Origin of the sequence: Paraprevotella clara YIT 11840 (genome assembly GCF_000233955.1) — a bacterium.
GTDB lineage: Bacteria > Bacteroidota > Bacteroidia > Bacteroidales > Bacteroidaceae > Paraprevotella > Paraprevotella clara.
Genome location: NZ_JH376597.1, coordinates 317,904 through 330,705, shown reverse-complemented (window position 1 = coordinate 330,705; position 12,802 = coordinate 317,904). Strand labels below are relative to the sequence as shown.

Below are 12,802 nucleotides of genomic sequence, written 5' to 3'. Positions count from 1 at the left end.
AGAAATCCGAATGAAAAATATCGGTATTGTTACTTCGTTATGGTATATTTGTACTTTGGTTAATAAATAGGGTTGAATAGGTTTAAGAAAAAGATAAGTTTATAAAAAGAAAGGACATGAATGATTTCTTATTAATGAAAGACTCTTCAGAGGGTGATAAAGGAAAGGAAGCCATGTTGGACTTCGTGTTGTCGTGGACCTTGCGCGTAGCGTCTGATGCTTATCCAGATAAAGAAGTAAAACAAACATTGCATAAGGCTTGCCGAAGAATTCTTTTTAAGTTGATATTCGGTTTAAAGAGATATGAGGAAATAGAAAGGAAGCAATGCCAAGTTTGTTCTGTGCAAGTGTGGAAACAATGGAATAATATCGACTTGCACGCCAATGTGACATTGAGAATTGACGGAGGTGAGCCGGAATATCATGTCATTGTGGTTGAAAATAAGATTTATACTCCATTGCGTGATAACCAGCTCGGGCGGTATAAAGAGATAATCCTTAATACCTACAAAGGAGGTGCCTACGAAAAGCATATCCATTTCAGGGTAATTACGGGCTTTAATGAAGAGTGTCGGAAAGACGAGTTTGATAAGATAAAGAAAGAATGTGAGGCCAACGGCTGGGATTGTATTCCTATTCTTGATCTTCAACCCAATAATATTCTGGAAGAGGAGAAGCCTGACAGTGATATATTTGATGAGTTTTGGTTAAAGGAGTGGTGATATAGGTGAATGAAATGATTGTAGAAATGTAATAGTAAAAACGGAAACAGAATATGTCTCAGTTAAGATGTAACGGCAAGGTTCCCACCATTGTTTTTGGAAAGGTGGCTCGTGATATTGTTGCGTGTAAAGAGGTCGTGGATTGGCTTCAATGTCCGGTTTCCGGATTTGAGGATTTCATAGTGATTATTACGGACAGTGCTGTCGAATACGAAGAACGTATAGATGCCTTTTTGCAAAGTGTGGTTAATGGCAGGCTTCATTACATGGTATTGGATATGAATGACTCGCTCGACCGTCAACGCTTTCGTAACAAATGGATGTCTTATAATATAATAGGAGGGAACAAAGTTGAGACTGTGATTCAGCTTCTTCATAATATTTATGCCCATATTCTCAAAACGGGCATGATAAGTTATGATTTCACAGATTTACAATATATACTGAAACAAGGTTGTTGGGTTCAATCTGTTTGTTTTAAAGGAGAACTTTCTGATTGGGTGAAATCTTTCCAGATACAAGCCAATGCTTCGTATTCTTTTGGCCTCACATTAAATTTTGATGATGGCGAGAGGGTAAAGGATAATCTGGATGTTTTGCATAAGTGGCTTTCCCGGTTGGGCAATAATCCCGAAGTCAAGATTTCGCTTCAGCCTGATGAAGATGAAGATATGGAGACCATTGTGATTTGGACTTATGATGATGAATATTAGTTTTTTGTGAGTTTTTCTTTGGCCAACTTAAATTAAAGTAAGGGCTGCCTCCCATTATATGCAGGAGACAGCCCTTACTATTATAAGGTGAAGGATTTACTTCTTCAACTTGGCTAAACTTTCTTTCAAGGCTGCGATTTTGCTTTCGGCATCGGCCTGTTTCTTGCGTTCCATATCCACCACGGCAGCGGGGGCGTTGGCTACGAAACGCTCGTTGGAAAGCTTTTTCAGGACACCAGTCAGGAAGCCTTCCAAGTGTTTCAGTTCGGCTTCTTGTTTGGCGATTTCCGCTTCCACGTCTATCAGATTGCCGAGCGGCACGGCATATTCCGTCGTTCCCACCATGAACGAAGCCGTGCCTTCGCCTTTCTGTGCCACGGTGTTGATGGCACTCAGGTTGGCCATCTTCTTGATGACACTTTCAAAGTCGGCCTCCGGATTTCCGCCTACGACTTCCAATGTCAACGCTTCCTTCGGGGCGATGTTCTTTTGGTTGCGTACGGTACGCACACCGGCCACGATACTCTTCACGTTCTCGATGTGGACGATGTAAACACCGTCCAAGGCGATGGAGTCGGCATCTTCCTTTGTGGGTTCGCCCGTCCGGAGCGGAGAAACCATGATGCTCTCGCCCGGTTGGCGGTCGTAGATGTGTTGCCAAAGTTCTTCGGTGATGAAGGGCATGAACGGATGCAGGAGCTTCAACAGCATGTCGAAAAACGACAAGGTTTGCTCGTACGTCTTGTTGTCTATAGGTTGTCCGTAGGCCGGCTTGACCATTTCGAGGTACCAACTGGAGAACTCGTCCCAGAACAGTTTGTACACGGCCATGAGGGCTTCGCTCAGACGGTACTTCTTGAACAAACTTGCCACTTCCCTTGCCGTGGTCCTCAACATGGCATCGAACCAGCGTGTGGCGATGGCCGCCGTTTCCGGTTGTGCGATGTCGGCCGTCTGCCAGCCTTTCACGAGACGGAATGCGTTCCATATCTTATTGTTGAAGTTGCGGCCTTGTTCGCAGAGTGCGTCGTCGAACAAGATGTCGTTACCTGCCGGGGCGGACAGCATCATTCCCATACGCACGCCGTCGGCACCGTAGCGTTCTATCAAATCGAGCGGGTCGGGGCTGTTGCCCAGCGACTTGCTCATCTTGCGTCCCAGTTTGTCGCGCACGATACCGGTGAAGTACACGTTCTTGAACGGCATCTTCCCTTCGTATTCGTAGCCTGCCATGATCATGCGCGCTACCCAGAAGAAGATGATGTCCGGAGCTGTTACGAGGTCGGACGTGGGGTAGTAGTAACTGAGTTCCTCGTTGCCCGGGTGGTTGATGCCGTCGAACAGGGAAATCGGCCACAACCAACTGGAGAACCAAGTGTCCAATGCGTCCTTGTCTTGACGGAGGTCGGCTGCGGTCAGGTTGGCATCGCCGGTTTTTTCCTTGGCCAGTTCGAGTGCTTTTTCAGCAGTCTCGGCCACCACGAATCCGCCTTGTGGCAGGTAGTAGGCCGGGATGCGGTGTCCCCACCACAACTGTCGGCTGATGCACCAGTCCTTGATGTTCTCCATCCAGTGACGGTAAGTATTTTTGTATTTGGCCGGATAGAACTTGATTTCGTCCTTCATCACCGGTTCCAAAGCGATTTGCGCCAAGTGCTCCATCTTCAGGAACCATTGCATGGAAAGCTTCGGTTCGATGGGCACGTTGGTACGTTCGGAGAAGCCCACCTTGTTGGTATAGTCTTCCACCTTTTCCAACAATCCGGCTTTTTCCAAGTCGATGCAGATTTGCTTGCGCACGTCGAAACGGTCCATGCCCACGTACATCCCGGCAGCCTCGCTAATCGTGCCGTTGTCGTTGAAGATGTCGATGGAGGGCAGGTTGTACTTCTCGCCCAACATGTAGTCGTTCACGTCGTGTGCCGGTGTCACCTTCAGGCAGCCCGTTCCGAACTCGATGTCCACATAGTCGTCTTCGATGACGGGGATGCAGCGGCCTACCAGAGGCACGATCACCTTTTGTCCTTTCAGCCACGTGTTCTTCGGGTCGTTCGGGTTGATGCACATCGCCGTGTCACCCATGATGGTTTCCGGTCGCGTGGTAGCCACCACGGCGTAGCGTCCGCTTCCGTCCGGTTGGCCGTCTTCACCGGCCACCATATATTTCAGATAGTACAGCTTGCTGTGTTCTTCTTTGTAAATCACTTCCTCGTCCGAGAGGGCTGTCAGGGCTTTCGGATCCCAGTTCACCATGCGCACGCCACGGTAAATCAATCCTTTGTTGTACAGGTCGCAGAACACCTTGATGACGCTTTCGCTCCGCTTCTCGTCCATGGTGAAAGCCGTGCGGTCCCAGTCGCAACTGGCCCCCAGTTTACGCAACTGTTTCAGGATGATGCCACCGTGTTCGTCCGTCCATTCCCAGGCATATTTCAGGAACTCTTCGCGGGTGAGGTCAGTCTTCTTGATACCCTTTTCCGCCAAGCGGTTTACCACCTTGGCTTCGGTGGCGATGGAAGCATGGTCGGTACCCGGCACCCAACAAGCGTTCTTGCCGTCCATACGGGCGCGGCGTACGAGGATGTCCTGAATGGTTTCGTTGAGCACATGCCCCATGTGGAGCACGCCCGTCACGTTGGGGGGCGGGATGACTACCGTATAAGGTTCGCGTCCGTCGGGTTTAGAACTGAAAAGCTTGTGGTCGAGCCAGTATTGGTACCATTTGCCCTCTACGTCGGCCGGATTGTATTTACTTGCTAATTCCATTGTATATAACGTTTTTATGTATTTCTTTTTAGGACTTGCAAAGTTACATAAAAAAGGTTATATATGGCGGAGTTTGGGACAATTAAATTACGGTAAATACCTTTGTGTACTCGGTAAATTCCGTTCGGTAGGTCAAGCATCTCATTGCAGTTCTTTTCCTGTGATGGTACCGTCGTCATCTTTCTTGCAGATGTACGGCTTTCCGTCCTTGAAATAGCAGGCATTGATGCTACCGCCGTATGGTGAAATGGTTTTTAGGAGGAAGAATTTGCCGTCATCAGACTCTTTGATGGCATAATCAATTTTATCATTTAACCCTCCACCGGTGTATGAGTATGAAATAGTCCATTTGTTTGCTTTGTACCGCCTAACCATGTCATCGGCAAATTCTTGCCCGAGCACTTCTTTTACGCCATTGTACATGTAAGGATTATCTTCTTTCTTAAAGTTGCTCCGGTCATGGTAACAAGCAAAATAGTAAGTTGGGATAGTTTCGTCCACACATACAACGTCTTTGGACGGCCGGTAATGGGTCTTACCGTTCTCCCTGAATGCTTCCACTACGGGGAAGTATTGGAAATCCCGTTTGATTTGGGTGGTAAAGGCTGGATTCTTTTTCTTTTGTTGGTTCTCAATTCTTCGGATTTTGCCCAAAATGGTGTCACGGCCGCCTTCGGTGAGTGCAGTGAATAGGCTTCCACCCGGTAATAGGGCTTTGGGTTGAATGGCATGTACGGGGGACACTTTAGGGGCAATCGTTGCAGGTTCTTCTGCCGTAATGTCGGTATTTATACAAGAAGATAAAATACTGATTCCAAACAATAATATGAAAATGAAAGAATTATATCTCATAGCTCTATGAATTTAATGTTATACTAATAAAAAAGACTTATAAGACTTATTTGCTATACACCGCGTCATAACTCATTAAGTCATCCCAATTTATATTATGTATATGACCATCAGACGGATCCATTATCTCTATGGAACTTGAGGGGTCATACCAGTTTTTATTATAATATTGGGAGCTTACGAATACAATGCAATGTCCATATCCTCCAACTGTTTTTAATAATAAAACGGGAGAGGAGATGTATTCGTTTGGATCCATCAGTTGCTTCACAAAAAAACGGTTGTTTACAAAGTGGTATCCTTCCGATTCAAAGAAACGGATGTCTCCTCCTGCCACTCCGAACTTCGAGAAAGTTTCTTTGGAAGTGCATGTCGAGTTGGAATCCTCATGGAACTTTTTCATCGCAGCTTTGTATTCTTCATCAGGAATGTAAGATGAACCATAGACATTGTCATCTTTACCGTCTAAAAAATGAAATATATAGTTAAAACAACGCATACATTGAGGCATTCCGTCAACGGCCTCCATGGAGGCATAGACGCACCATGCCTCACCTTCTTGTTCAACATCGTCCACCTCATTACTAAAGTCCACTTCTTTGGTTAAGGTGTCTTCTTCCCAATAAAAAGGGAATAAGGGTTGTGTGCCTACCATTAGAATAATAATCAGGCTGAGAATTTTCTGTTTCATAAGCGTCCGTTTTTTAATAAATAAAAATAGTCTTTTCTCACTATCCTGTTCTTGTACTTGTAGAGGTAGATACCAACTGCATCTTCTGAACCTTGCAATTATAATGAAATATTTTCGGTAAAACAAGAATATAGATATAAAAATTAAACCTTTAACATATATTTCATGCTTACACGGCTCTTCTTTATAAAAAATAATAAGAAAGTGGAGGTTCAAGAATAAAATGTTATCTTTGGATATTAATTGATAATAAAATGGAAATAAAACATAGGTTGCATCCAACGATTCCTGCACGAGGCAGGAAGATGTTCGTGCTCCGTCACGAAAAGTTATATCTAACCGTTCACCGACAATTAATGAAAAAATGGTTCCGCTATACGGTCTTGTTTTTCATTGTCGGGGCGATTTTCTCCGTGATTTGCAGTTCTTTCGAGTCCTCAGCCCCTTATCGCCTGCAATTATACAGCTTTTGTTATTTGGCCTCTTTCGTCTTTACGGTCGAATATGTGTTGCGCATCATAGCAGCTCCTGTCCAATATCGTCAGTATCGTGCTTGGCGTTCCCGTTTCAGGTATTTGTTTTCGTTTTACGGCTTGATAGATTTTGTGGCTGTCATCCCTTTTCTCATCATCTATCTGTATCGGGAGACCATCTTTGTACATTTGGCGGTATTGGCCTATATTTTAATGATATTTAAGTTGATACGCTATTCCCGCTCGTTCCAGCTTATCGGACGTGTGTTGCAGATGGTGAAGGATGAATTGATAACGGCCTGTACGGCTTGCGGCATCCTGCTGGGATTCTCGGGCATCCTGATGTACTATATCGAACACGAGGCACAACCCGAAGCCTTTGCCAATATCGGCGACGGTTTTTGGTGGGCTGTAGTGACGTTCACCACCGTGGGTTATGGGGATGTCTATCCGGTTACGGCATTGGGACGGTTGCTGAGCGGCGTGATATGTATGGTAGGCATTGCGATGATAGCCATCCCCACCGGTCTTATATCTTCGGCTTTCATGAGTTTGATTCAAGAGAAGAAACGGAAGGAGGAAGAAGAACACAAAAACTGATTTCCGGAAAGGGATTTTCATCCTCTACGTTACCCGTCTTTTTGTCCTCTTGAAAGCGAAAAATCAATCTCAGCAGAATGAAAAATCGTTCGGCTGAGATTGAAAAATCGTTTGGCGCACATTTTTTGATGACTTTCTTGTGCGCTGTTTTTGATGACCTTGTGCGTTGTTTTGATAGCCCCGTCCCCCGTTTTTCCGATAAGGGGCACTGAGAAACGGGGGACGGGACGGTAGGGGCGGAGTTACTTCCAGCCTCCGCCGAGGGCTTTATAGAGGTTGATGATCATCAACTGTTTGTCGCACACGGCGTTGCTCAACGACACTTGGGCATCGAAGTAGTTACGTTGGGCATCCAGAAGGTCCAAGTAACCGATGACCCCGTTGATGTATTGCAGTTGTGCCAGTTCCACCGCCGTGCGCGAAGCTTCGGCCAGTTGGCGGCGCGACTCGTAGATGTCTTTTATTTTGTTGAAGTTGATGATGGCGTTATGCGTCTCCTTGAAGGCTGTGAGCACCGTTTTCTCATATTCGGCCACGGCGCCTTCGTAAGCGGCCCGTTTGGCTTTCAGAGCCGCACGGTTTTTGCCCATCGCAAAGAGGGGGCTCAGCAAGTTGCCTGCAAGATAGGAGTAAGGCGATTTCAGGAGGTCCCGAAGCGTTTCGCTTTCCGCACCTAATGTGGCGGTCAGTGCCAGGCGGGGGAACATGTTGGTATAAGCCAATCCCACTTCGGCATGGGCTGCTATCAGTTCCCGTTCGGCTTTCCGTATGTCGGGGCGTCGTTCCAGAAGCGTGGAGGGCAACCCCAAGGGAAGAGCGTCGGGCAACTGTATTTCTTCGGGCAGGACGTTGCGGTTTACGGCGTAGGGGAAATCACCGGTCAAGAGTGCGATTTCGCTTTCTTTCAGGGAAATCCTGCGTTCCAGGTCTGGTACCATTGTGGCCGTCTTGGCCAATTCCACTTTAGCTTGCTGGAATACGATTTCGGAGGTCAGCCCGCCCTTGAAACGGATTTCTGCCAAGCGTACGCCCTCGCGCCGTGCTTCCAACGTACGGCGCACGATGGTCAGTTCGTTGTCCAACGCCATCAGTTCGAAGTAAGACTGTGCGACCTGTGCCACCAACCCCATTTTTACGGCCCGGCAGTTTTCCACCGAAGCCAGAAATTCCGCCGTGCTATGGTCGCGTGCCCAACGGAGGTTGCCCCATAAGTCAAGCTCCCATGAAATGGAAGCAGTAAGGCTGAGTTCCGGGTCGGCATCGAATTTGTCACCACCGTAGTTTGTCGTTTCACGGTTGCCGTTCAGGCGGGCGGTTGCTTGCGGGAACATGTTCGCAAAGTCGATGCGTTTCAGGGCAGCCAGCTCATTCATTCGTGCCGATGCTATTTTCAGGTCTTTATTGTACGTGAGTGCCCGGTGGATCAGTTGTTGAAGAGTGGTGTCGTTGTAAAGCTCCCACCACGAGAGGTCGCCTATGGATGCCGTGTCTTGCGTAAGCGTGTCGAGCCGGACGGGCAGGGGCATATCCGGACGGGTATAGGATTTGCCGATTTGGCAGGACGACAGTCCCGTGCCGGCTGCCAATAGGATGAGTCCGGCACCGGAAAGGCGTTTGCGGTTGAATTTGCCTTTGGCTTTGTATATCAGTACGAAGAAGAACGGTACCAGCAGGATGCCGACCGATACGGCCACTATCATACCGAAGAATACGCCCGTGCCGATGGCTTGGCGGCTGGCCGAACCGGGACCACTGGCCACTACCATGGGCAACATACCCAGAATGAAGGCCAGTGAAGTCATGAGGATGGGACGGAAACGCAGGCGTGCCGCATGGAGGGTCGAGGTCACCAAATCGCCGCCTCGGTCTACTTCGTCTTTGGCGAATTCGACAATCAGGATGGCGTTCTTGGCGGCCAGTCCGACCAACATCACCAGTCCGATTTGGAAATAAATGTCGTTCTCCAATCCGCAGAGCGTGATGCCGAGATATGCGCCGAGGGCGGCTACCGGAAGGGATAGCAGTACGGCGATGGGTACCATCCAACTCTCATACAAGGCTGCGAGGAACAGGAAAACGAAGATGAACACGAGCATCAGCACGAGGCCGGTCTGCCCACCCGCCTGTTTTTCCTGATAGGACAGTCCGCTCCATTCTACGCCGATGTTGTCCGGCAGATGCTCGCGGGCCACCTGTTCGATGACTTCCATGGCTTGCCCCGAACTGTAACCGTCGGCAGCGGCTCCCCGGATAATGGCACTGTTGAACATGTTGAAACGTTTGATGCTGCCCGGTCCCGTCGTATAGGAAGTCGTACCTAAGGAGGTCAGCGGTATCATGGCGTTGTTGCTTCCGCGTACGAAAAACAAATTGATATTTTCGGGGTGTTCGCGGTAATCGGCTTCAGCCTGTATGTACACGCGGTAGATACGGTTGAACATGTTGAAGTCGTTGACGTAGACCGATCCGGTGTAGGCTTTCATCGTGGAGAAAACATCGGCCATCGGTACGCCGGACAGTTTCACCTTGTCGCGGTCCACATCGAAATAAAGCTGCGGAATCTCGGCCTGGAGGGAGGACGAAAGCCCCGAAAGTTCCTTGCGTTGCGCTGCATAATATAATAAGGTGTCGGTAGCTTGTACGAGGTTCTCGAACGTGGCGTCGCCACGTGCTTCCAATTGCATCTCAAAACCGCCCGATGAACCCAGCCCGGGAATGACCGGAGGGGTAGACAAGTAGACTTTGCATTCGGGATATTCCTTAAAATGCGCTTTGACCTCGGCCATGACTTCGTCAATCGTGGTCTTGTCCCGTTCCTCCCATGGTTTCAGGATGACGGTCAGTTCGCTTCGTGCTTGGCTCGTACCTACGCGGGGGCTGCTTCCGGTCACGTTTTGTACGTATTCCACAGCCGGATTCTCCATCAGGTAACGGATGGCACGTTTGGTCACGTTCCGTGTACGTTCGAGTGTGGCTCCTTCCGGAAGCTCCAGTTCCACCTTGAAATATCCTTGGTCCTCTACGGGGAGGAAACTGGTCGGCACCATACGGTGAAGGATGAAAATCAGTCCGACGACCAGGCAGAAGCTCAGAATGATTCGTTTAGGATGTATCAGGACTTTCTGGATACCTTGGATGTATTTGTGGTTTCCAACGGACAACCATTCGTTGATTTTGCGGAAAACGATGTTTTTAGGTTTGTTCGAGTCTGTCGGTTTCAGGATGAGCGAGCACATGACCGGACTCAGCGTCAGGGCTACTACCGTAGAAATCAGTACCGATACCACAATCGTTACGGTGAATTGGCGGTAGAGTTGTCCCGTGATGCCCGGCAAGAAGCTGACCGGTACGAAGACGGCTGCCAGTACTAATGATGTGGCTATCAAGGCACCGGCTAGTCCTGTCATGGCTTTCTTCGTGGCTTCGTACGCGCCGAGGTGCTCTTCTTCCATGATGCGTTCCACGTTCTCTACCACGACGATAGCGTCGTCCACTACAATACCGATGGCCAGAATCAGGCCCAACAAAGTCAGCATGTTAAGCGAGAAACCGAATATCAGCATGAAGCCGAAAGTTCCGATAAGGGAGATCGGTACGGCTACGACGGGTATCAGCGTGGCGCGCCAGCTTTGCAGGGAGAGGAAGACTACGAAAATCACCAGTACCAGTGCCTCGAAGAGCGTTTTGTACACTTCGTGAATGGATTCCGAAATGTAAGTGGTCATGTCGAACGGAATTTCATATTTCAGTCCTTCCGGAAAGTTCTTGCTGATTTCGTCCATGGCTTTCTTCACATTTTCTGCCACTTCCATGGCATTCGCTCCCGGCAGCATGTAGATACCGAGTACGGCGGCGTTGCCCCCGTTGATACCGCTTTCCGTGTTGTAAGACTGGGCTTCGAGCGAGATGCGGGCTACGTCGCGCAGGCGGATGAGCGATCCGTCGGCATCGGCACGCAACACGATTTCCTCGAATTGGCTGACGGTTGAGAGCCGCCCTTTGGTGGAGATGGGGATGGTGATGTCCAAACCTTCTATGGGTTGCTGGCCGAGTACGCCCGCTGCGGATTCACGGTTTTGGTCTTTTAAGGCGTTCTGCACGTCCTGTACCGTCAGGCCGAAGTTAGCCAGCTTGTCCGGTTGTACCCATATCTGCATGGCGTAATAGCGGCTTCCGATGTTCGACACACGGCCCACACCTGGAATGCGTCGCAATACGTCGAGCACGTTGATGGTGGCAAAGTTACTCAGATAGATTTCATCGAATTTCGGGTCGTCGGAAGTCAGACATAAGGTCATGAGCTGGCTGGGCGCCTGTTTCTCCACGGAGATACCGTTTTGTATCACCTCGGCAGGCAGGCGGGATTCTGCCAGTTTCACGCGGTTCTGTATTTCTACAGCCGCTAAGTCGGGGTCGGCCGAGATGTCGAACGTAATCGTGGCGGAAAAACCTCCGGAATTGGAACTGCTGGACTCCATGTACAGCATGCCCGGCGTTCCGTTCAGTTCCTGTTCGATGGGGGTGGCTACGGCCTGCGATACCGTCAGCGCACTGGCTCCCGGATAGGATGCGCTGATCTTGACTACCGGAGGCGTAATTTGAGGATATTGGTCAATGGGCAATAAGGTCAGACCTATGATACCCACGATGACAATCAGTATGGAGATGACCATCGAGAACACCGGACGGTCAATGAAATAAGTCACTTTCATGGGCTTCTCGATTATTGGGCTGTTGTCGTTTGCTGTTTCTTTTCGTTTGTCTCAGCCGTAGCTACATGCACTTTCATGCCGGGGTTCAGCTTATGGTAACCTTCGGTGACAAGCTGTTCGTTCGGAACCAGACCGCGTTCCACTACGACGTGGTTCCCGAATTCCGGTCCTAATTCGATGAAACGCCGTTCTACGGTGGAGTCTTTACGCATGACAAAGACGTATGCCCCGCCTTTTTCAATAATAAGTGCTTTTTGTGGGACTACCGTGGCGTTCTCGCGGACGTCGAGCAGGGCTTTGACTTTTGTGAACTGTCCCGGCAACAGCACGTGGTCCGGATTAGGCATTTCCGCACGTACGGAGAAGGTGCCGGTCCGAGGGTCTACTTGGGGTTCCGCAAAGTCCACCAATCCCTTGAAAGGATAGGTCGTATTGTCCGGCAAAGTAATGGTGACGGTAGGCTGCCAAGAGCGGTTCTGGTCTTTTTGTCCTATATTTACGTTACGTTCTTTACTTTTGAGGTAGTCGAGGGCGGTCATGCTGAAGTCCACCAGTACCGTATCGCTCTTGACGATAGTAGCCAGCAGCGATTTACCGCCACTGCCCACCAAAGTACCCAAGTCTACATGCCGTTCGCTGATATGGCCGGAGATGGGGGAACGCACGATGGTGTAGCCCAGTTCTTGTTCCGCCTGGTCCAAATCGGCTTGACTCATTCCCACACTGGCCACAGCCGTTTCGTATGCTGCTACGGCATTGTCCAAATCCAACTGGCTGGCTGCATTTTGTTCGTACAAGGGCTTGATGCGGTCCAGGTCGCGTTTGGCCTTTCGGGCTTGTGCCTCGTCTTTCTTCAACTGCGCACGCGCTTTGTCGGCTTTGGCACGGTATTGCCGTTGGTCGATGACAAAAAGAACCTGGTTGCGGCTGACGTACGTGCCTTCTTCAAATAACATGTTCTCCAGAAACCCTTCCACACGGGCGCGTACCTCCACGAACTGTTGGGCACGTATGCGTCCTACGTATTCTCCGAAGATTTCCACATTCTGTTGCTCTACGGGCATGACAGAGACCACCGGAATGTCGGGGGCCGGTTGCTTCTCGCGGGTCAGAATCCAGTATACGCCTACCACCAATACGATGCATATAAAAGCATAAAGTAACTTCTTTTTCTTAAATCTCAATTCCTTCTTGTTCAATGGATATTTCATTTCATAATGGGTTGGATGTTCAATCAGTATAAGGTGATTCGGGTGCAAAAGTAGTTTGTTTT

8 protein-coding genes are annotated in these 12,802 nt (G+C 49.1%); 3 read left to right on the top strand and 5 right to left on the bottom strand.

What is annotated here, in order from left to right:
- Positions 1 to 116 precede the first annotated feature (116 nt).
- Together HMPREF9441_RS07585 and HMPREF9441_RS07580 are read left to right on the top strand one after the other, a co-directional pair.
- On the top strand, positions 117 to 722 hold the full coding sequence (locus tag HMPREF9441_RS07585) for a PD-(D/E)XK nuclease family protein (RefSeq protein WP_008619822.1): 606 nt from the start codon (positions 117 to 119) through the stop codon (positions 720 to 722).
- 53 nt (positions 723 to 775) lie between these two features.
- Positions 776 to 1,435, top strand: a complete 660-nt coding sequence (locus HMPREF9441_RS07580; protein ID WP_008619821.1) for a hypothetical protein — start codon at positions 776 to 778, stop codon at positions 1,433 to 1,435.
- A gap of 96 nt (positions 1,436 to 1,531) precedes the next feature.
- On the opposite strand, the gene HMPREF9441_RS07575 is transcribed toward HMPREF9441_RS07580, so the two are convergent.
- The 3 genes from HMPREF9441_RS07575 to HMPREF9441_RS07565 form a co-directional block, all read right to left on the bottom strand.
- Positions 1,532 to 4,201 (bottom strand): valine--tRNA ligase, encoded by a 2,670-nt coding sequence (locus HMPREF9441_RS07575; protein WP_008619820.1) that lies wholly within the window; start codon positions 4,199 to 4,201, stop codon positions 1,532 to 1,534.
- 141 nt (positions 4,202 to 4,342) lie between these two features.
- Complete coding sequence (locus HMPREF9441_RS07570; RefSeq protein WP_008619817.1) at positions 4,343 to 5,053, bottom strand: glycoside hydrolase family protein; 711 nt, start codon at positions 5,051 to 5,053, stop codon at positions 4,343 to 4,345.
- Positions 5,054 to 5,099: 46 nt separating this feature from the next.
- Complete coding sequence (locus HMPREF9441_RS07565; protein ID WP_244949678.1) at positions 5,100 to 5,744, bottom strand: hypothetical protein; 645 nt, start codon at positions 5,742 to 5,744, stop codon at positions 5,100 to 5,102.
- A 305-nt stretch (positions 5,745 to 6,049) separates the two neighbouring features.
- On the opposite strand from HMPREF9441_RS07565, the gene HMPREF9441_RS07560 reads away from it, so the two are divergent.
- The gene (locus HMPREF9441_RS07560; RefSeq protein ID WP_008619814.1) at positions 6,050 to 6,817 is read left to right on the top strand and encodes an ion transporter; all 768 of its coding nucleotides are present in this window, start codon (positions 6,050 to 6,052) and stop codon (positions 6,815 to 6,817) included.
- 242 nt (positions 6,818 to 7,059) lie between these two features.
- Here HMPREF9441_RS07560 and HMPREF9441_RS07555 read toward each other — a convergent pair whose 3' ends face one another.
- Together HMPREF9441_RS07555 and HMPREF9441_RS07550 are read right to left on the bottom strand one after the other, a co-directional pair.
- Complete coding sequence (locus HMPREF9441_RS07555) at positions 7,060 to 11,529, bottom strand: multidrug efflux RND transporter permease subunit (protein ID WP_008619811.1); 4,470 nt, start codon at positions 11,527 to 11,529, stop codon at positions 7,060 to 7,062.
- 11 nt (positions 11,530 to 11,540) lie between these two features.
- Complete coding sequence (locus HMPREF9441_RS07550; protein WP_008619810.1) at positions 11,541 to 12,740, bottom strand: efflux RND transporter periplasmic adaptor subunit; 1,200 nt, start codon at positions 12,738 to 12,740, stop codon at positions 11,541 to 11,543.
- Positions 12,741 to 12,802: the final 62 nt, after the last annotated feature.

Bases quoted from the DNA above. Each gene is read 5' to 3' on its own strand.
- HMPREF9441_RS07585 (WP_008619822.1), top strand. From the start codon at position 117: ATGAATGATTTCTTATTAATGAAAGACTCTTCAGAGGGTGATAAAGGA.
- HMPREF9441_RS07580 (WP_008619821.1), top strand. From the start codon at position 776: ATGTCTCAGTTAAGATGTAACGGCAAGGTTCCCACCATTGTTTTTGGA.
- HMPREF9441_RS07575 (WP_008619820.1), bottom strand. From the start codon at position 4,201: ATGGAATTAGCAAGTAAATACAATCCGGCCGACGTAGAGGGCAAATGG.
- HMPREF9441_RS07570 (WP_008619817.1), bottom strand. From the start codon at position 5,053: ATGAGATATAATTCTTTCATTTTCATATTATTGTTTGGAATCAGTATT.
- HMPREF9441_RS07565 (WP_244949678.1), bottom strand. From the start codon at position 5,744: ATGAAACAGAAAATTCTCAGCCTGATTATTATTCTAATGGTAGGCACA.
- HMPREF9441_RS07560 (WP_008619814.1), top strand. From the start codon at position 6,050: ATGTTCGTGCTCCGTCACGAAAAGTTATATCTAACCGTTCACCGACAA.
- HMPREF9441_RS07555 (WP_008619811.1), bottom strand. From the start codon at position 11,529: ATGAAAGTGACTTATTTCATTGACCGTCCGGTGTTCTCGATGGTCATC.
- HMPREF9441_RS07550 (WP_008619810.1), bottom strand. From the start codon at position 12,740: ATGAAATATCCATTGAACAAGAAGGAATTGAGATTTAAGAAAAAGAAG.